Genomic DNA, 17,400 nt, shown 5'->3' with positions numbered 1-17,400 from the left:
AGAGAGAAAGGTCAACCATGTCCGACACCATTCAAACCGTGAACCCAACCACTGGAGAAACCCTCAACAGCTATTCCCTGCTGAGCGACGAGGCGATGGAAACTGCAGTACAAAGCTGCCATGAGGCCTTTCTCAGCTGGCGCCAGACCCCGGTAGAAGAGCGCGCGAAGGTCATCAAAGCCATCGGGGCCGCCCTGCGTGAGCGCAAGGATGAGCTTGCCGAACTGATGACAAAAGAAATGGGCAAGCTGCTGAAACAGAGCCATCAGGAAGTCGAGCTCTGCGCGGCCATCTGCGACTACAGTGCAGGAGAGGCCCCCTCGACATTCGCCCCCGAAGAGCGCGATATCCAAGGTGGCAAGACAGGGCATATCTTCTATTCCCCCATTGGTGTCGTCTACGGCATCCAGCCCTGGAATTTTCCAGCCTACCAGGTGGTGCGCTACTCAATCGCGAGCTTGATCGCCGGTAACGGCGTACTTCTGAAACACGCCTCCAACGTAACCGGCTCGGGCCAGATGCTGCAGGAGATCTACGAAAGCGCGGGCCTGCCAAAGGACCTGTTCCAGGCTCTGGTGATTTCCCACGATCAGTCGGACGCCCTGATCAGCCACAACCTGGTGCGCGGCGTGACACTGACCGGCAGCGATGGCGCCGGCCGCAAAGTGGGCGCAAAGGCGGCCGAAGCGGTGAAAAAGACCGTGCTGGAACTGGGATCCAACGATGCCTACATCGTCCTGGAAGATGCGGACATCGACGCAGCTGTCCAGACCTGCGTGCAGGGGCGGACCTATAACAATGGCGAAACCTGTATTGCTGCCAAGCGCTTCGTCGTCGTCGACGCAATTTACGATGAATTCCGCGACGCCTATGTTGCCGCCATGAAAGACGTGACCCCGGGCGACCCGATGGGTGACGATGCCGACATTGGACCGATGGCACGGAAAGATCTGCGCGATGACCTCCATCAGCAGGTCAAGGACAGTGTCGCAGGCGGTGCCAAGATCCTCTGCGGCGGCGAAATGCCAGAGGGCAAGGGTTTCTACTATCCGGCGACCGTTCTGGAAAACGTGACCCCGGGCCAGCCTGCCTATGACGACGAACTCTTCGGCCCGGTGGCCGCACTGATCCGCGCCAAGGACGCAGAGGATGCGATGCGCATTGCCAACGACAGCCGATTTGGTCTCGGCGGTGGCATCATGACCAAAGATACCGACAAGGCGATTGCCCTCGCCCGCGATCATTTCGACACCGGCATGATCTTCATCAACGGATTTGGCCTAGCAATCCCCAACATGCCTTTCGGCGGCGTCAAGGACTCCGGCTATGGCCGCGAACATGGAGGCTTTGGCATGAAGGAATTTGTGAATGTAAAATCCGTCATGGTGATGAGCTGACGCCATTCGGGCCGCCTGCTCGACAGGCAGCCCGCACATTGCGGGTCCGAAGTCCCGCCAAACGTGGATCGACCTGATGAAACTGGTCTATTGCAAGGATGATCAGCCCGGGATCTCGCGCCGACGTCGCGGTCGCGGGTTTTCCTATCATATGCCTGATGGCAGCCACATCGGGGACCGTACCGAAGTGGACCGGCTCAACCGGCTTGGCGTGCCCCCTGCTTATACGGATGTCTGGCTCTGCCCATTGGCAAATGGTCACCTGCAGGCCACCGGGCGCGACGCGCGCAATCGCAAGCAATATCGCTACCATCCCGCGTGGCAGTTGTTGCGGGCAGAACAGAAATTCGACAATTTGGTCAGTTTCGCCGAGAGCTTGCCGCAGTTGCGCAGGTGGATCAGCGACAGGCTGAGCGGCACTATAGGCGAGGAGGAAACGGCGGTCGCTGCTGTCCTTGCCCTGATGGATCGCGGCTCGCTCAGGATTGGGAACCCGCAGTACACAGAGGACAACGGCAGTTACGGCGCCACGACCCTGTGCCAACGGCACATCGAGTTCTCCGGTCAGTCAATACATCTGCGCTATACCGCAAAAGGCGGCAAGACAGTTGAGAAGTCGATCCGGGGCGCGGCCCTGCAACGCATATTGGAGCGTTCACAGGACCTGCCCGGACGTGAACTCATCTCTTGGCTCGATGATGGCGGCAGCGTACGCGCCGTCCGGTCAGAGCAGGTACAGGAGGTTCTGACCAACCTTTGCGGTGACGGCGTCTCCGCAAAAACGCTGCGCACTTGGAACGGGACCCATGCAGCCTTTCGCACGGCGCTGCATGCCCCCAAGCTCACGATTTCAGCCATGGCGGAGGCAGCGGCGGAGCGGCTGCACAATACACCGACAATGGCGCGCAACAGCTACATTCACCCGAAGGTCATCGCATTGGCCGAACTGCCCGACGACACGCGCACCGCACGGCTCAAATCGCTCACCCGGCATAGTATCGACGGACTTCGCATGGGTGAAGGCAGACTACTCGAACTACTGACGACAAACTGATCGGGCTGCCCTCACTGACCCACCAGCCCCGTCTTGCGGCCGACATAATAAGCGCCCGCCACAGCCGCCAAGTTCGCAATGACCGCAGCGCCCAGAATTCCGGCATAGCCGAACAGCCAGACCCCCAGCCAGGCCAGCGGCACATAGACCACAAAGATCCGCATCAAGCTCAGCCCCATGGACCAGAGCGCCTTGGACCGGGCATTCATCGCGGCATTTGCTGTCACCAGGACGCCGTAGCCCAGAAAACTCCAGCTGACGACGCGGAGATATTGCGCGGTCTTCTGCGCCGCTCCCTCGTCTGAGGCGATCAGCCCGGCGATTGAAGGCGCCAGAACCGTCAGGAGAAGCGCGACAGCCAAGCCGTAACCGATACAGAATTGCCAGGACCGCCAGACCGCCAGCCGCGCACGATCCCGTTCATCTGCACCCCAGTTCTGACCGACGACCGGTCCGATGCCCGCAGAAAGGGCCAGCAGGGGTACCAGCGCGACCGACTGCACACGCTGAGCCGCCCCCAGCCCAGCCACAACCGTATCGCCCAGCGTGGCAGCAGCTGCGGTGACCATCGCCATACCGGCGGGGTTGATCGCATTGGAGAAGGCCGCCGGCAGTCCGACCCTGACGACTTCGCGTATTGAGCTGACAATGCCATCGGCGAATTCCTGCGGAGGACGAATAACGCCAATCCGCAGCGCATAAGTGAAGGCTCCCACCAAGGTCAGGACGCGCGCCAGAGCCGTCGCAAGCGCCGCGCCCGCCGTGGACATCTCAGGCACAGGACCGAGCCCGTAGATCAGGATCGGATCCAGCGCGATATTGAGCACCGCAGCAACCAGCATGATCACCGCCGAGGTTGCCCCGTCGCCATGGGCCCGAAACACCGCATTCAACAGCGCCATGCCGACCAGAAAAGGAAACGACAGGGCCCAGAATGGCACATAGGATTGCGCCTCCTCCAGCACGGCGCCCCCTGCTCCCATGAGAGAGAACAGCGAGGCGGCACCTAGATAAAACAGGATGGCGACCAGCACCGCCACAACCATACCCAGAACAATCGCATGCACCGAGAGCCTGTTGGTCTCTGCCTCGCTGTCGCCCCGGCCCAGGCTCTGGGAAATCGCCGCATTGGCTCCAGCGGACAGGCCGATGGACAAAGACGTCACCGCCGTGGTCACCGGGTAAATGAACCCGACGGCCGCCAGCGGAGCCTCCCCCAGCTGCCCGAGGAAATACGCGTCTGCCAGTCCAACGCTCAACACGCCCAAAATCCCCAAGGACATTGGAGCGGAGACCGCAGCAAGAGCGCGCGAAACAGTGCCCTGTGTTAAATCCTTCTGCGCCACGGGCCTTCTCCTCGGGTTGGGTAATAGCGGCAGCGCAGGAAACTGCGCCATAGCAGGCAAAACGCCTGAGCCTCTTGATGGTTCCACACTGGATGGCAAGACGTCGGCTCGCCAGCGTCGGCACGGTCTCCCCTTGCCCAAACCCCTGTTTGGCTTAACTTTCCTGGAACACCGCCTAGAAGTAATATGAAGGATCCTGCGCCGTGAATGCACCACGCCTACCGGAAGAGCTGCTGCATCCGCGCCCCGATGGGCTTTATTGTCCTGCTGGTGATTTCTACATTGATCCGGTCCGCCCGGTGCCCCGCGCGCTGATCACCCACGGCCATGCTGACCATGCCCGCGCGGGGCATGGCACGGTCTGGGCCAGCCCGCAGACATTGGACATCATGGCGATCCGCTATGGCGCTGCGTTTTGCGACACATCGGTTCCAGTCGATGATCGCACGACGATCGCGGGTGTCGGCGCGACATTCACACCGGCCGGCCATGTCCTTGGCTCCTGTCAAATTACCGTGGAGGACGGCAACACGGCCATTACCGTCTCCGGCGACTACGCGCGGGTCGATAACCCTGCCTGTGCACCGTTTCAGCTCGCGCCATGCGATGTTTTCGTGACCGAAGCCACCTTTGGGCTGCCAGTGTTCAATCACCCGGACCCCCGGTCCGAGATCGAAAAACTGCTCCGCTCCGTTGCAGCTCAGCCGGAGCGATGCCATCTTGTGGGTGCCTATGCGCTCGGCAAAGCACAGCGTGTCATCGCGTTGTTGCGCCAGGCAGGCTGGGATCGGCCGATCTATATCCATGGCTCACTTCAGCGCCTGTGCGACTACCACATCGCCCAGGGCATTGATCTCGGCGAATTGCGCCCGGCCACCACCAAGGAGGGCAAGGCCGCCTTTAAGGGGCAGATAATCCTCGGCCCTCCTTCGGCCTTTGCCGCGGCCTGGGCGCAGCGGTTTCCTGATCCGGTGATCTGCTTTGCCAGTGGCTGGATGCAGGTCCGCGCCCGCGCGCGGCAGCGCGGCGTGGAGCTGCCATTGATACTGAGCGACCATGTCGACTGGCCGGATCTCACCCGAACCATCAGGGAACTCGCCCCGAAACAGGTCTGGGTGACCCATGGCCGCGAGGATGCTTTGGTTCGCTGGTGTGAGCTGAACCAGATTGCCGCCCGTCCCCTGCGGCTGGTCGGCTATGAGGAAGAGGCAGATTGATGCAAGCCTTCGCAGACCTTCTGGAGCAGCTCGCCTTTACCCCGTCTCGCAACGGTAAGACAGCGCATCTGCTCCATGCCTTTCAAGCCATGCCGGACCCTGAACGCGGATATGCGCTCGCAGCGATTACGGGTGATCTATCACTCCGCAATGTGACGCCTTCGCTGTTGCGCGGTCTGGTGGCGGAAGAGACTGACCCAGAACTTTTCCGCCTCTCCTATGATTTCGTGGGCGATCTGGCGGAGACCGTCGCCCTGATCTGGCCGCGCTCAGACGGCGAGGCATATCTGTCCTTGACCGAGGCTGTGACGGAGCTGTCCGAAACCGCAAAGGCCCAGCTTCCGGCACTGATCATCCGCCGCCTGTCGCAGATGACACCGTCGCAGCGCTATGCCTACCTGAAGCTGGCCACCGGCGGGCTGCGCGTTGGCGTGTCCGCCCGACTGGCCCGCAACGCCCTGGCACAATATGGCGAGGTCGATGTCGCGGAAATCGAGGAGCTCTGGCATGGGCTGACGCCGCCCTACCTGCCACTGTTTTCCTGGCTCGAAGGGGGTGACAAACCAAAAAGCCTTGCCGCCGCGCCGTTCCGACCGGTTATGCTGTCCACAGGTACAGATCTGAACGACCTTTCCAGCCTCTCTCCCGGCGACTTCATTGCAGAATGGAAATGGGACGGTATCCGCGTGCAGGCCGTGAATGACGGCGGCACCCGGCGGCTCTATTCACGCACCGGAGAGGATATCTCAGGCGCTTTTCCCGACGTCATTGAGGCGCTGGACTTCGACGGCACGCTTGATGGCGAATTGCTGGTCAAGCGCGACACCATCATCGCGCCCTTTGGTGATTTACAGAAACGGCTTGGTCGCAAGAACGTGGGCAAAACCATGCTGGCAAGCCATCCCGCCGCGCTGCGCGCCTACGACCTGCTGTTCTGGGAGGGTGAAGATCTGCGATCTTGGACATTGGATGAACGCCAGGCCCGGCTGCATCGCTGTGTTGCGGACCTGAACGATCCGCGTATCGACATCTCTCACCCGCTCACCTTTGGCACATGGGAGGATCTGGCGGTTCTTCGCGCCAACCCACCCGAAGGCGTAATCGAAGGCGTCATGATCAAACGGCGCGACAGCGCCTACATCGCGGGGCGCAAACGCGGAAACTGGTTCAAATGGAAACGCGACCCTATGCTGGTCGATGCCGTCATGCTCTATGCGCAGCGCGGCCACGGCAAACGCTCAGGCTACTATTCCGATTTCACCTTCGGCGTCTGGGACGGCGATAAGCTGGTGCCCGTCGGCAAAGCCTATTTCGGGTTCACCGATTCCGAGCTGAAGGAACTGGACCGCTTTGTGCGCAACAACACGACAGACCGGTTCGGCCCAGTCCGCGCGGTGAAGCCCGAATTGGTCCTGGAAGTGGCCTTTGAAGGTCTAAATGAATCCAGCCGTCACAAAAGTGGTCTGGCCATGCGGTTTCCCCGTATCAATCGCATTCGGACCGATAAACCAGCGTTAGAAGCGGGAACATTGGAGGAGCTTCGGAGCTTTCTTTAAGACTAGATAAGCAAATCGGAATAGCCACAGATGCCGCCCTCAGTTGGCGCCTACATACGAAAGCGAGTTCGATATCATGAGCAAGCAGTCCATGGCCTATCTTACACTGGCCCTTGCCCTAGCCTTTGCCGCCGCGCCGCTGATAACCGACCCGTTTACCGGCTATACAGCTGATCAACTGCCCTATCCACAGCCCGACCCGGTCATTCAACCCATCGGTTCGGCCTTTTCAATCTGGATCGTGATCTACATCTGGCTGATCGTTGGGGTCGGGTTTGGCGCGTTTCGCGCGCCGGAGGGCTCAACATGGCATGAGATGCGAAAACCCCTCTCTATCAGCCTAGCCATCGGGGTGTGCTGGCTTTGGGTTGCGAACAGCTCACCCATCCTTGCCACAATCCTGATCATCGCGATGACAGTCACCGCGATCCTGGCTATGCGCCGCGCAGGCCGCAACAAACGGGTCTGGAAACGCGGTCCTGTAGGGCTCTATGCCGGGTGGCTGACCGCAGCATCGGCGGTGTCCATCAGTATCATTCTTCCAGGATATGGGTTGATGAACCCGCAATTGGCCGGCGTAATCTGCCTGACGGCGGCGCTGGCGGTCGGGCTTTTGGTCCAGGCAGACAGCCCCTCAGCCTGGACTTACACCGTCGCAATCTGCTGGGCCATCGGCGGGATTATCATTAACCAATGGGGAAGCGATAATTGGCTCATTATTGCTTTGGCAGGTCTCGGCTGGATCGCTCTTGCACTGCGCGGCCTGTCCGGTGCCGGGTTGATAAATACTACTGAGTAGTATAATCTCCATAGTCACCCACAAGAGCCTCAGGTGCGCAAATGAGTGTAAAAGCCTCCATCTCCCTGACCGAAGCACAGGACGACTTTGCCCGCACATTGGTGGCAGAAGGGCGATATGCAAGCCTCAGCGCGGTGTTGCAGCAGGGTCTGGAACTGCTGCGCGAAGAAACGGAAGCCCGCCGCGCCGAGACATCCGCCCTGCTTGCATTGATCGCCGAGCGCCGCGGCGGCTCCTTTGTCAGCGGTACTGAGGGGCGTCGAAGGACAGCCGATCTTCTGGCGCGCAAACGGGCAGAACATGGTCTTTCGGGTTGATCGCGCCGAGGCGATTGATCAGGATCTTGATGCCATATTCGACTTTCTCTTTGATGCGGCAATCGGCTTTGGCGAGGATCCGGACACCGCATTCAGCAGGGCAGCGGCCCGCCTGAACGAGATTGACGCGGCCATTGAGGCACTGGGCAACGCTCCGCACCAAGGCACCCTGCGCAGCGATATCGCTCCGGGACTGCGCAGCGTGACAAAGGGGCGCACCATCCTCTATTTCGACCTGAACGAAGCCGAACAGCAGCTACGCGTATTGGCGGTGTTCTTTGGGGGGCAGGATCATCAACGCCGGATGTTGCTCCGTGCGCTCGGCGACGAGCAAACGAACCCGATGCCCTGATCAGGCGCCAATCTGATCATGATTTGTCAGGCATTCGGAATGATCCCGCAAAACCTCCAGCACCCGGCACTCGGCAACGGTTCCCCCGGCACACTCACGGATCATGCGCTGTAATTCAGTCTGCAAGGCCTCCAGCCGGGCAATCCGATCAGCGACGTCTTTCAGCTGTCTCTGCGCGATGGAATCTGCATTAGAACAGGACTGACCCGGATGATCCGCGAGGTTCAGTAACTCCCGGATTGCCTCCAGACCAAAGCCAAGTTGTCGCGCGTGACGGATGAACGAAAGCCGGTCCAGATCACTCTCGCCATAGCGACGCTGCCCGCCTGCTGTGCGCCCCGCCTCCGGCATAAGGCCAATCTCTTCGTAGTAGCGAATGGTCTGCACCTTCGTGCCTGTCCGCTTGCCCAATGTCCCAATTGTCAGCATCTATCACCCTTCTAAAATCTACATCTTATGTAGGTTTTGCGATAGGCTGAGCAACCATTCTGAAACGGAAAAGGGGCCACCAATGGCAGCCCCTTCCAGACCGATATTATCGACCTCGCGACTTAGGCCGCAGCTTCACCGGGCCGCTTGCCCAGAATGATCATGCTCAGCAGGTCATCATCGGTGACATCGTCAATATCGACGGTGCCAACCAGCTGACCGTTCTTCATGACCGAAGCCCGGTCGCAAAGCTCCATCACCGCATTCACATCGTGATCAATGAGGAAAATACCGATACCCTGCGCCTTCAGCTGCTGGATCAACTCGGCAACCATCTGCGTTTCATGCGGCCCAAGGGCGGCAGTCGGTTCATCCATGATCAGGATCTTGGCGTTGAAATAGACCGCCCGCGCGATGGCAACCGACTGACGCTGACCGCCCGAGAGAGCCGAAACCGGTTCCGAGAATTTTTGAAAATTCGAGTTCAACCGGTTCATGATCTTGCGACATTCGGCCTCCATGGCGGAATCGTCCACCAGACCAAACGGGGTAACCAGCTCGCGACCCAGGAACAGGTTGGAGGCCGCATCCAGATTATCCGCCAGCGCCAATGTCTGATAGATCGTCTCGATGTTATGCGACCGCGCATCACGCGGATTGGTGATCTCAACCTTATCGCCATTGACCCGGATTTCGCCGGAATCCATCTGGTAGGCACCCGACAGCACTTTGATCAAGGTGGATTTCCCGGCACCATTATGGCCGAGCAATCCAACAACTTCGCCGGGATAGAGATCAACGCTGACGTGATCCACAGCCTTGATCCCGCCAAAGGAGATCGAAATATCTTTCATCTCGACCAGCGGCGTGGCGCCTGCGGCGCGCAACTCTTTTGCAGTGCTCATATCCGGGCCCCCACGCGTTTGCGGTAAAGAATATCGATCCAGACGGCTGCAACCAGCACGGTGCCCACGACGATGTTCTGGAACGGTGCGTCGACACCGACCATGGCCATCCCCGACTGCAGGCTCTGCATAATCAACGCCCCAAGGATGGCGCCATAAATCGTGCCAAACCCACCGGACAGTGCAGTGCCGCCAATCACGGCCGCCGCAATAACGCGCAACTCATCCAAAGTCCCGATATCATTGGAGTGATTGGCAAGACGGGCCGAGGCCACAACCGCTGAAAGCGCACAGAGAAATCCCATCAGGGCAAAGATCTTGACCGTCAGCAGACGGGTGTTGATGCCGGACAGCTCGGCGGCATCCGGGTTGCCACCGGTGGCAAAGATATAGCGGCCAAACCGGGTGCGCCGGGCGATAATCGTCATAATCACGGCAGTTGCAATCAGGATTAGCACCGAGATTGGCAAGCCATAACCGACAACCAGCCCCTCAGGCATGGTTTCGCCTTCTGCTTCCATCATTCGCGCCAGACGGCGCGCCGGGATCTGATAGGCATTCAGCACGGCCACAAAGCCAAGGATCGACGCCGCAATCGCACCTGCAATCACCGCTTCCGCCCAGGCGGGTTTCACCGGGAAACCATGGCCCTGTTTGCCGCGGCGGCTGTTCCACAGGGCAACCAACGCCAGAGCCGTGGCTACGATTCCGACGGCCCAGCTGAGCGTGGTGCCCAGCGTGCCCGAGGTGCCCCCGAAGATCAGGAACCTGCTGTCAAGCGGGCCAATGGTCTGCCCGTCGGTCAGATACCAGGCAACGTTACGCCAGACCAGAAAACCACCCAGGGTCACGATAAAGGCGGGAATGGTCAGGAAACCTACCATCCATCCCTGAAAAGCCCCGATCAGGGTGCCGATCGTCAGGCCAACCACCACGGTTATGATCCAGGTTGCCGGGTGGTTGAGTCCAAGCCCCAGCATATCCGGCAGCACATCGGTCTGCACGACAGCCATCACGGCCGAGCAGGTCGCCAGCAACGCACCGACGCTCAGATCGATGTGGCGTGTCACGATCACAAAGACCATGCCCGTGGCCATGATCGCCACAGAGACCGTCTGGATGGTGAGGTTGAAAATATTGCGCGGCGTCAAGAAACGCCCATCCGTCAGGATGTTGAATCCAATGCACAAGATGACAAAGGCACCGATCATTCCCAATAGGCGGACGTCCAGTTCCAATTGCTGGAACAGGCCACGCTTGTTTTGTTCGGGGATCGGCTGAGACGTGGTTTCGGTCATATCCGAACTCCAGTGATCAGCGGTAGTGAAAGGGGGACGCGCGCCCGATCCAATCGGGACCCTCTGAGGGCGCGCGCCGGTTTAGAAAGAAGTAGCCGAGAAACTCTCAGCAGCTGCTTAGTTGCAGGGCGCAGGACCGTTGGTCACACCCTGGCACAGCGCCTCCTTGGTGATCCAGCCGGCATCGACAACAACCGACAGGTTGTCAGCGGTCACCGGGATAGGCTCCAGGAACCGCGCCGTCAGCTCGGTGCCCGCTGGGGACGTCCAGGCGGCACCGCCCGCGACATCACCCATGGCAGCGCCTTCGGCCATTTCGACCGCGATTTCAGCGGCGGCCTTGCCCAGATCACGAGCGTCTTTCCAGACGGAAACGGTCTGCGTGCCTTTGGCAACACGGTTCAGCGCAGCGTGGTCGCCATCCTGGCCGGACACCGCGATACCTTCCATGCCCTGCGCGGTCAGCGCGGCGACAACACCACCGGCGGTGCCGTCATTGGAGGCAACAACGGCATCGACCTTGTTGTCATTGGCGGTCAGGATCTGTTCCATATTGCGCTGAGCGTTGGCCGGCAGCCAGCCATCGGTATAGGCTTCGCCAACGATCTTGATATCGCCGCTATCGATTGCCGCCTGAATGACCTCTTGCTGGCCACCGCGCAGGAAATCCGCGTTGGGATCGGTGGGCGAGCCCTTGATCATCACATAGTTGCCGCTCGGCTGGGCCTCAAGCACGGCCCGGGCCTGCATCCGCCCCACTTCGACATTGTCGAAAGTGAGATAGAAGGCACGGCTGTCTTCAATCAGGCGATCATAGGCAACAACGGGGATGCCTTCGTCCGCCGCCGCCTGAACAGCCGGGCCGATCGCCTGAGCGTCCTGGGCCAGAACGATCAGCGCATCCACGCCCTGTGCAATCAGGCTTTCAATGTCCGCAAGCTGCTTGGCCGACGACGACTGTGCATCTGCCGATACATAGGTCGCACCTTTCGCTTCCAGCGCAGCCTTGATCGCCGCTTCGTCGGTTTTCCAGCGCTCTTCCTGGAAGTTCGACCAGCTGACGCCAACGGTCACATCTTCGGCAAGGGCCATGCTCGCGGTGGCGGCAAAGGCAAGTGCGGAGACTCCACTCAAGAATTTCATTGTTTTCCTCCCTCGGGTCGTTGCGGGCTGCTGCGGCAATCGGGTCCCCCCACGCCACATGCCCGTCCTGATATCCCTAACATTATTTTTTTTGAAACTCAAATTAAATAATGTATCATGAGGCCAGATATCTTGTCGGGCGGCGCTTTCCTGCGATAAGTCGCCTGACAATAAGGGGGAAATACGGTGGTTAAATCGGACAGGCTTTCACATTCCGGCGAACTGCGTGAAAGCAGTCGCCTTCAGGTATTCGATACCATCCGGGCCGCAGGGCAAATCGCACGAATCGATATCGCTCAGGCCACCCGCATCAGCCCCGCCACCGTCACGGCGATCACCGCCGAACTGCTGGCCGCAGGGCTGATCGAGGAAGTCAGCCCGGATACAGCGCGCGGTGCCAAACGCGGCCGCCCACGGGTCGCCCTCAAAATCTGCGGCAGCGCCCATCGGATCGCCGGGCTGAAATTGTCGCATCACGCCATCACTACCCTGATCACCGATTTCGAAGGCACAGAGCTGGTCAGCCACGAAATGCCCCTGCGTGGCGGTCAGATGTCGCCAGAGGCCCTTTGCGAGAAAATTGTCGAAGCCCTGGACCAGAGCTGCGCTAAGGGCGGGTTCACCCGCGCGCACATCTCCGGAGTTGGCATTGGCATGGCCGGCGTTATGGATGCCGAGCGCAATTTCATCTACTGGTCATCGTCGCTCAACGTGCGGAATATCGATCTTGGCAGCCTTCTTGGCAGCTATCTGAGCATGCCGGTGTTTATCGACAACGACGCCAATCTGGTCGCCAAGGCTGAGCATCTCTTCGGTGAAGGTGACACCCGCAGCAACTTTGTCGTGGTGACCGTCGAACATGGTGTCGGCATGGGCATCGTCATCGACAATCAGATATATCGCGGCGCGCGCGGCTGCGGCGCAGAATTTGGCCATATCAAGGTGCAGCTCGAAGGCGCGCTCTGCCAATGCGGCCAGCGCGGCTGTCTGGAAGCTTACGTCGGCGACTACGCCCTGCTGCGCGAGGCGAATATCACCAGTGGCGTCGAACGGCACAAGGATCTCGCCTCGCTTTATGCTGCCGTCGGTGACGGCGACACCATGGCGCAATCAATCCTTGACCGCGCCGGGCGCATGTTTGCCATGGGACTGGCCAATATCGTCAACATATTCGACCCGCAGATGATCGTTTTGGCGGGTGCGCAGCTGGCCTTTGGCTACCTGTCCTCCGACAAAGTGGTGGAGGAAATGCGCCGCTGGGTGGTTCAGGTGGACGGCCCCCTGCCCGAAGTGCGCGTCCATGGCTGGGGCAACAAGATGTGGGCAAAAGGGGCCGCCGCCTATGCGATTGAAGAAGTCTCCGCACTGACCATCCGCGAAGTTGCCAGCCATGCGGGATAAACTCTCATATATCCTCGCGCCGATCTGGCTCCTGCCGCAGATCGCGCTGGCGGACATCCCCGAGCCTCCGGTGTTCCGCTCCCAACCAGTTCCCGCGCATGTCTATGATGGCGGTTGGGAGCATTTCGTGGGTGGAGGGCTCGCCTCGCTGGATTGCAACGACGATAAATTCCCTGATCTGGTGGCGGCGGGCGGCAGCAACCGGGTTCAGCTGATGATCAACCAGAGCGAGGCACCAGGCGCCACGCTGCGGTTTGCATCCGCTACACCGGCCGCCCTCGCACAGACAGGTGTCACCGGCGTCTACCCGCTCGACATTGATGGTGACGGTATTCTCGATCTTGCCCTGCTGCGCGTTGGCGCGGATCAGCTGCTGCGTGGAACCGGAAACTGTCAGTTCGAACCCTTCGATGTTCTGGGGTTTACCAGTGGTGACCACTGGACCACCGCGTTTTCGGCCACCTGGGAGCCGGGCGCTCAGCTGCCGACGCTTGCCTTTGGCACCTATGTCGACCGAAGCGACCCCGAGGGTCCGTTTGAGGCCTGTGACGACACACTGCTGTATCGGCCCGATGGTGACCGCTACGGCCCGGCCATCCGGCTCCAGCCAGGGTACTGCGCGCTGTCCATGCTGTTCACCAATTGGCACCGAAGCGTTGGGGCAACCGCCCGCGGTCGGGCCGATCTTCGGATCAGCAACGACCGACATTACTATGTCCGGGGCGGGCAGGAGCAGATGTGGAAAATGACCAGGCCGCCAAGGCTCTACCAGCAGGACGACGGCTGGCTGCCCTTTCACCTCTGGGGGATGGGGATAGCGTCTCGCGATCTGAACGGTGACGGATTTTCGGATGTCTACCTCACCTCGATGGGAGATCAGAAACTACAGCTGTTTGATCCAAGCGGCACCGGCCCCGCCTACCGCGATGTGACTTATGATTACGGCACCACCGCCCACCGCCCAACCAGCGGCGGTGACGGGCGACCATCCACCGGGTGGCACGCGGATTTTGGCGATGTGAACAACGATGGGCATGACGATATCTTTGTCACCAAGGGAAATGTCGAACAGATGCCCGATGCCGCCATGCGCGACCCGAATACCCTGTTGATCCAAGGGGCAGATGGGCGTTTTGCCGACATGGCCGCCGCTGCGGGTATTGCCAGCATGGAACGTTCTCGCGGCGCCGTGCTGCGCGATCTCAATCTCGATGGGCAGCTTGACCTTGCCGTGATCAACCGGCGCGCGCCAATGGAACTCTACCAGAACACCACCAGCCCATCCGGAAACTGGCTGAGCCTGTCACTCAAGGGCACTGCCCCGAACACGCAGGCAATTGGTGCCTTCGTCGAGCTGGACACAGGCATAAGGATACACACCCGCGAGGTCACTGTCGGCGGCGGCCATGCGGGCGGCTCGGTCGGGGATCTGCACTTCGGTCTGGGAGAGAGCGATGATCTGCGGTTGCGCATTATCTGGCCGGATGGGGAAACCACAATCTGGCAAGAAATCACGCCCAACCAGCATCTTACCCGAACACAATAGACCCCTGGACCGGTAGATTAGCGTTCCACCGGCAGGCCCGATGGAACGCTATCCGGCACCCCAAGCCGCCCCTTGGCTGCGGCGCTGTCGGTCAGCGCTTCCAGAAAGGCCACGAGATCGGCAATATCCCCGTCACTTAGCGCAATCGGATCCAGATCATTCGCCGCCGCGATACGCTCCAGCTCGACCGGATCATCCATGACGGCCCAATCCGACACCCCATCAAGACCGGGCAAGACCGCCTGGCTGCGATCATAAGACATCAGCGCCGCGACGGGATCCAGATGGTGACGCACAACAGCCTCCAAAGTGGCATAGGCGCCGTTATGCCCATAGGGCTCTGTCAGCGCGACATTGCGCAGCGACGGGGTGCGAAAGCGGTAAGCGTCATCCGGATTTCCAGTCACCCGCAACCGCCCCTCGTCGCGGGCGTGGGTTTCAAATCGGGCGGCCTTGCCCGGACCAAGCTGCGGCATCGCGATTGCATGAAACCTATTGTCCGTCTGCAACCAGTCTGTATGGCACTGGCTGCATCCGGCGCTCCCGTAGAAAAGCTCCTGCCCCCTTGCTGCTGTGGTGGGCAGGGCCTCTCCATGCAGCTGAGCACGATCAAACGGGCTGTCATCAGCGCGCCATTCAAACCGGATAAACGCCGCCAGCATATTGCCGATATCGGTAAAGCGGATGGGTTCTGCCGCTCCCAGGATCTCATCAAAACGCTGCCGATATTCGGGGATCTCTGCGACCCGGCCCGCGATGATATCCCATGCTCCACCGGGATGGCTCAGCTGACCCAGACGTACCGCGCGCGAGACATCATTTTCGCCGTAGTGGCCAGCCATCTCATCTGCCGAAAGCACCGGAAACATCGCCTGTGCGGCCAGCGCGGAATCGAATCCTGCGACCATATCACCTTCCAACGGCGTGCGGATACCCGACCCATATGCGGGGTCAGCCTCCAGTCGGCCGTCGTGGAACATCACATCCATATCATCAGCGCCAAGATTCCAGAGCGCAGGCGCATTACGTGGAATACGCTGTTCAGGACGGTTGTCCGGATCCGCGCGCCGCTCAGGGCCAAGCGTGGTTGCGCCCTCGCCCAGCGACAGGGAGACGCCGTCACCTGTGCCAAACCGTGGATGATGGCAGCTGGCGCAGCTGATGTTGCGGTTGCCCGATAGAATGGGATCATAAAACAGCAGTTGGCCCAGCTCGACCTCTGCCTGTATCTGCGGGGCAAAGCTTGGCCGCGGCCCCAGATCCAAATTCATGGACTGTTCCTCAGCGCTACCAGCACAGGCGAAGGTCGCGTTCGTCATGCAGATCGCAATCGCGCCACACAGGCGATATCGACGCCGGTATTCAGCCATCTTGCTCCCTCTCCGCTACGGAAAATTTCAGCAGCAACTTCTGACGATACGGATGACCGGGGTCCACCAGAACACTCGGGAAATGGGGATGATTTACAGCATCTGGCAAACCCTGCGGCTCGATACAGACGGCAGAAAATGGTTCCAACCGCTGTCCATCCCGCGCGGCGCAGGAACTGTTCAGATGACTCGCCGTGTAAATCTGCGTACCCGGTTGATCTGAAAAAACCCGCATGACAACACCATTGGAGGCGCCAAGATGGGCCACCTCGCGCATATCACCCGAAGCGTTCGGGGGGAAATTCACATGGATATCCGTGCCAAGCCGCTCTGGATCCAGCGCGGCAAAGCTCCGGCCAGCGCGATAGTCAAATCTGGTACCGCTAGTTGGTGCAATTTCGCCCGTAGGCACCCCATCCCGGCGCAGCGGCAGATAGCTCTCGGCGCTGCTGCGCAGGCGGTGCCCCCAGATATCGCCCTTGATACCAAGCGTATAATAGTTGTGCTGCGCCAAGCTAATCGGGGTGAGTTGGTCCACCGAAGCTGTCATGTCATAGCTGACCGTTGTGCCGGACACGGCAATCCTAAGCCGGATATCGGCACCGCCCGGATAGCCGTTTTCACCATCCGCGGAGAAGTGGCGCAATTCAACCGCCCCGGCCCCCAGCCGCCGCATATCCCAGAACACCCGTCCAAGCCCCTGCGCGCCGCCGTGAAGCTGGTTGCTCCCTTCATTGGCATTAAGAGAAACCTCGCGACCCGCGAGGTGGAAACCCGCCCCGCCAATCCGATTGGCCACCCGGCCAACAATGGCACCCAGATAATACGGATCCCCCAGATAGGCCGTCATATCGGCATATCCCAGCACCATGGGTTGCCAGGTTTCACCATCGCGCAGATCCAGCCAGGCCGTTATAGCGCCAAGGTTCATCACCCTTAGCCGCAGATGATCATTTTCCAGATCGAGCCAACGCAATCTCTCGTCAGCATCGTCCCGCAGATGCGAGTGCTGCTGTAAGGCTCTGGAGCGAGGCTGGCTGGATGATGGCATACAGGGGCGTCCTTTGGGTGCAGAACCCCGGAAGTCCTGGTGATGATATTTATTTCACCGATCAAATTAATACGCCGAACTGCGGCTGTCAATTCAACTGTTCGGCCGCATCACCAGCTCGGGAACGCTTGTTCAGCCTGGCTGCCGATCTGCATACCCCATCTTTAGAACGCCCCAGCATGACTTTGTTTACGACAAAATCTTGCCACGAATTTGAAT

Annotated in this window: 16 protein-coding genes; 9 read left to right on the top strand and 7 right to left on the bottom strand. The window is 60.1% G+C overall.

Going from position 1 to position 17,400, the window contains the following annotated elements; genetic code table 11:
* Positions 1 to 17: 17 nt before the first annotated feature.
* Together WLQ66_RS17350 and WLQ66_RS17345 are read left to right on the top strand one after the other, a co-directional pair.
* Positions 18 to 1,397, top strand: a complete 1,380-nt coding sequence (locus WLQ66_RS17350) for an NAD-dependent succinate-semialdehyde dehydrogenase (protein ID WP_340547590.1) — start codon at positions 18 to 20, stop codon at positions 1,395 to 1,397.
* Positions 1,398 to 1,473: 76 nt separating this feature from the next.
* Complete coding sequence (locus WLQ66_RS17345; protein WP_340547589.1) at positions 1,474 to 2,451, top strand: DNA topoisomerase IB; 978 nt, start codon at positions 1,474 to 1,476, stop codon at positions 2,449 to 2,451.
* 11 nt (positions 2,452 to 2,462) lie between these two features.
* On the opposite strand, the gene WLQ66_RS17340 is transcribed toward WLQ66_RS17345, so the two are convergent.
* Positions 2,463 to 3,797, bottom strand: a complete 1,335-nt coding sequence (locus tag WLQ66_RS17340) for an MATE family efflux transporter (RefSeq protein ID WP_340547588.1) — start codon at positions 3,795 to 3,797, stop codon at positions 2,463 to 2,465.
* A 203-nt stretch (positions 3,798 to 4,000) separates the two neighbouring features.
* On the opposite strand from WLQ66_RS17340, the gene WLQ66_RS17335 reads away from it, so the two are divergent.
* From WLQ66_RS17335 to WLQ66_RS17315, 5 genes are all read left to right on the top strand, one after another.
* Positions 4,001 to 5,014, top strand: coding sequence for a ligase-associated DNA damage response exonuclease (locus tag WLQ66_RS17335; RefSeq protein ID WP_340547587.1), 1,014 nt, complete (start codon positions 4,001 to 4,003; stop codon positions 5,012 to 5,014).
* Positions 5,014 to 6,570: a cisplatin damage response ATP-dependent DNA ligase gene (locus WLQ66_RS17330; protein WP_340547586.1), complete on the top strand. Its 1,557-nt coding sequence runs from the start codon at positions 5,014 to 5,016 to the stop codon at positions 6,568 to 6,570. The genes WLQ66_RS17335 and WLQ66_RS17330 overlap by 1 nt, the downstream gene beginning before the upstream one ends.
* Before the next feature lie 76 nt (positions 6,571 to 6,646).
* Positions 6,647 to 7,369, top strand: a complete 723-nt coding sequence (locus tag WLQ66_RS17325; RefSeq protein ID WP_340547585.1) for a TspO-related membrane protein — start codon at positions 6,647 to 6,649, stop codon at positions 7,367 to 7,369.
* 41 nt (positions 7,370 to 7,410) lie between these two features.
* The gene (locus WLQ66_RS17320) at positions 7,411 to 7,686 is read left to right on the top strand and encodes a ribbon-helix-helix domain-containing protein (protein ID WP_340547584.1); all 276 of its coding nucleotides are present in this window, start codon (positions 7,411 to 7,413) and stop codon (positions 7,684 to 7,686) included.
* On the top strand, positions 7,670 to 8,038 hold the full coding sequence (locus WLQ66_RS17315; RefSeq protein ID WP_340547583.1) for a type II toxin-antitoxin system RelE/ParE family toxin: 369 nt from the start codon (positions 7,670 to 7,672) through the stop codon (positions 8,036 to 8,038). The genes WLQ66_RS17320 and WLQ66_RS17315 overlap by 17 nt, the downstream gene beginning before the upstream one ends.
* Here the strand turns inward: WLQ66_RS17315 and WLQ66_RS17310 are convergent, their stop codons facing one another.
* The 4 genes from WLQ66_RS17310 to xylF all read right to left on the bottom strand — a co-directional run bounded on the left by WLQ66_RS17310 (position 8,039) and on the right by xylF (position 11,813).
* A complete protein-coding gene (locus tag WLQ66_RS17310; protein ID WP_340547582.1) occupies positions 8,039 to 8,467 on the bottom strand; it encodes a MerR family transcriptional regulator in 429 nt (142 codons plus the stop codon). It lies immediately after the preceding gene.
* 122 nt (positions 8,468 to 8,589) lie between these two features.
* Positions 8,590 to 9,372, bottom strand: a complete 783-nt coding sequence (locus WLQ66_RS17305; protein ID WP_340547581.1) for an ATP-binding cassette domain-containing protein — start codon at positions 9,370 to 9,372, stop codon at positions 8,590 to 8,592.
* Positions 9,369 to 10,670, bottom strand: coding sequence for a sugar ABC transporter permease (locus WLQ66_RS17300; protein WP_340547580.1), 1,302 nt, complete (start codon positions 10,668 to 10,670; stop codon positions 9,369 to 9,371). Before WLQ66_RS17300 ends, WLQ66_RS17305 begins: the two co-directional genes overlap by 4 nt.
* Before the next feature lie 117 nt (positions 10,671 to 10,787).
* On the bottom strand, positions 10,788 to 11,813 hold the full coding sequence (gene xylF, locus WLQ66_RS17295; RefSeq protein ID WP_340547579.1) for a D-xylose ABC transporter substrate-binding protein: 1,026 nt from the start codon (positions 11,811 to 11,813) through the stop codon (positions 10,788 to 10,790).
* Positions 11,814 to 11,999: 186 nt separating this feature from the next.
* On the opposite strand from xylF, the gene WLQ66_RS17290 reads away from it, so the two are divergent.
* A complete protein-coding gene (locus WLQ66_RS17290; protein WP_340547578.1) occupies positions 12,000 to 13,214 on the top strand; it encodes an ROK family transcriptional regulator in 1,215 nt (404 codons plus the stop codon).
* A complete protein-coding gene (locus WLQ66_RS17285) occupies positions 13,204 to 14,760 on the top strand; it encodes a CRTAC1 family protein (RefSeq protein ID WP_340547577.1) in 1,557 nt (518 codons plus the stop codon). The genes WLQ66_RS17290 and WLQ66_RS17285 overlap by 11 nt, the downstream gene beginning before the upstream one ends.
* Before the next feature lie 17 nt (positions 14,761 to 14,777).
* On the opposite strand, the gene WLQ66_RS17280 is transcribed toward WLQ66_RS17285, so the two are convergent.
* Both WLQ66_RS17280 and WLQ66_RS17275 read right to left on the bottom strand, forming a co-directional pair.
* On the bottom strand, positions 14,778 to 16,031 hold the full coding sequence (locus WLQ66_RS17280) for a cytochrome-c peroxidase (RefSeq protein ID WP_340547576.1): 1,254 nt from the start codon (positions 16,029 to 16,031) through the stop codon (positions 14,778 to 14,780).
* 91 nt (positions 16,032 to 16,122) lie between these two features.
* Positions 16,123 to 17,181, bottom strand: coding sequence for an aldose epimerase family protein (locus tag WLQ66_RS17275; protein WP_340547575.1), 1,059 nt, complete (start codon positions 17,179 to 17,181; stop codon positions 16,123 to 16,125).
* Positions 17,182 to 17,400: the final 219 nt, after the last annotated feature.

Origin of the sequence: Phaeobacter sp. A36a-5a (assembly GCF_037911135.1) — a bacterium.
In the GTDB taxonomy this organism is placed as follows: Bacteria; Pseudomonadota; Alphaproteobacteria; order Rhodobacterales; family Rhodobacteraceae; genus Phaeobacter; species Phaeobacter bryozoorum.
Note: the sequence above shows the minus strand (reverse complement) of the source record. Positions and strands in the feature narration are given on the sequence as shown.

Bases quoted from the DNA above. Each gene is read 5' to 3' on its own strand.
- WLQ66_RS17350 (WP_340547590.1), top strand. From the start codon at position 18: ATGTCCGACACCATTCAAACCGTGAACCCAACCACTGGAGAAACCCTC.
- WLQ66_RS17345 (WP_340547589.1), top strand. From the start codon at position 1,474: ATGAAACTGGTCTATTGCAAGGATGATCAGCCCGGGATCTCGCGCCGA.
- WLQ66_RS17330 (WP_340547586.1), top strand. From the start codon at position 5,014: ATGCAAGCCTTCGCAGACCTTCTGGAGCAGCTCGCCTTTACCCCGTCT.
- WLQ66_RS17325 (WP_340547585.1), top strand. From the start codon at position 6,647: ATGAGCAAGCAGTCCATGGCCTATCTTACACTGGCCCTTGCCCTAGCC.
- WLQ66_RS17320 (WP_340547584.1), top strand. From the start codon at position 7,411: ATGAGTGTAAAAGCCTCCATCTCCCTGACCGAAGCACAGGACGACTTT.
- WLQ66_RS17315 (WP_340547583.1), top strand. From the start codon at position 7,670: ATGGTCTTTCGGGTTGATCGCGCCGAGGCGATTGATCAGGATCTTGAT.
- WLQ66_RS17310 (WP_340547582.1), bottom strand. From the start codon at position 8,467: ATGCTGACAATTGGGACATTGGGCAAGCGGACAGGCACGAAGGTGCAG.
- WLQ66_RS17305 (WP_340547581.1), bottom strand. From the start codon at position 9,372: ATGAGCACTGCAAAAGAGTTGCGCGCCGCAGGCGCCACGCCGCTGGTC.
- WLQ66_RS17300 (WP_340547580.1), bottom strand. From the start codon at position 10,670: ATGACCGAAACCACGTCTCAGCCGATCCCCGAACAAAACAAGCGTGGC.
- xylF (WP_340547579.1), bottom strand. From the start codon at position 11,813: ATGAAATTCTTGAGTGGAGTCTCCGCACTTGCCTTTGCCGCCACCGCG.
- WLQ66_RS17285 (WP_340547577.1), top strand. From the start codon at position 13,204: ATGCGGGATAAACTCTCATATATCCTCGCGCCGATCTGGCTCCTGCCG.
- WLQ66_RS17280 (WP_340547576.1), bottom strand. From the start codon at position 16,031: ATGAATTTGGATCTGGGGCCGCGGCCAAGCTTTGCCCCGCAGATACAG.
- WLQ66_RS17275 (WP_340547575.1), bottom strand. From the start codon at position 17,181: ATGCCATCATCCAGCCAGCCTCGCTCCAGAGCCTTACAGCAGCACTCG.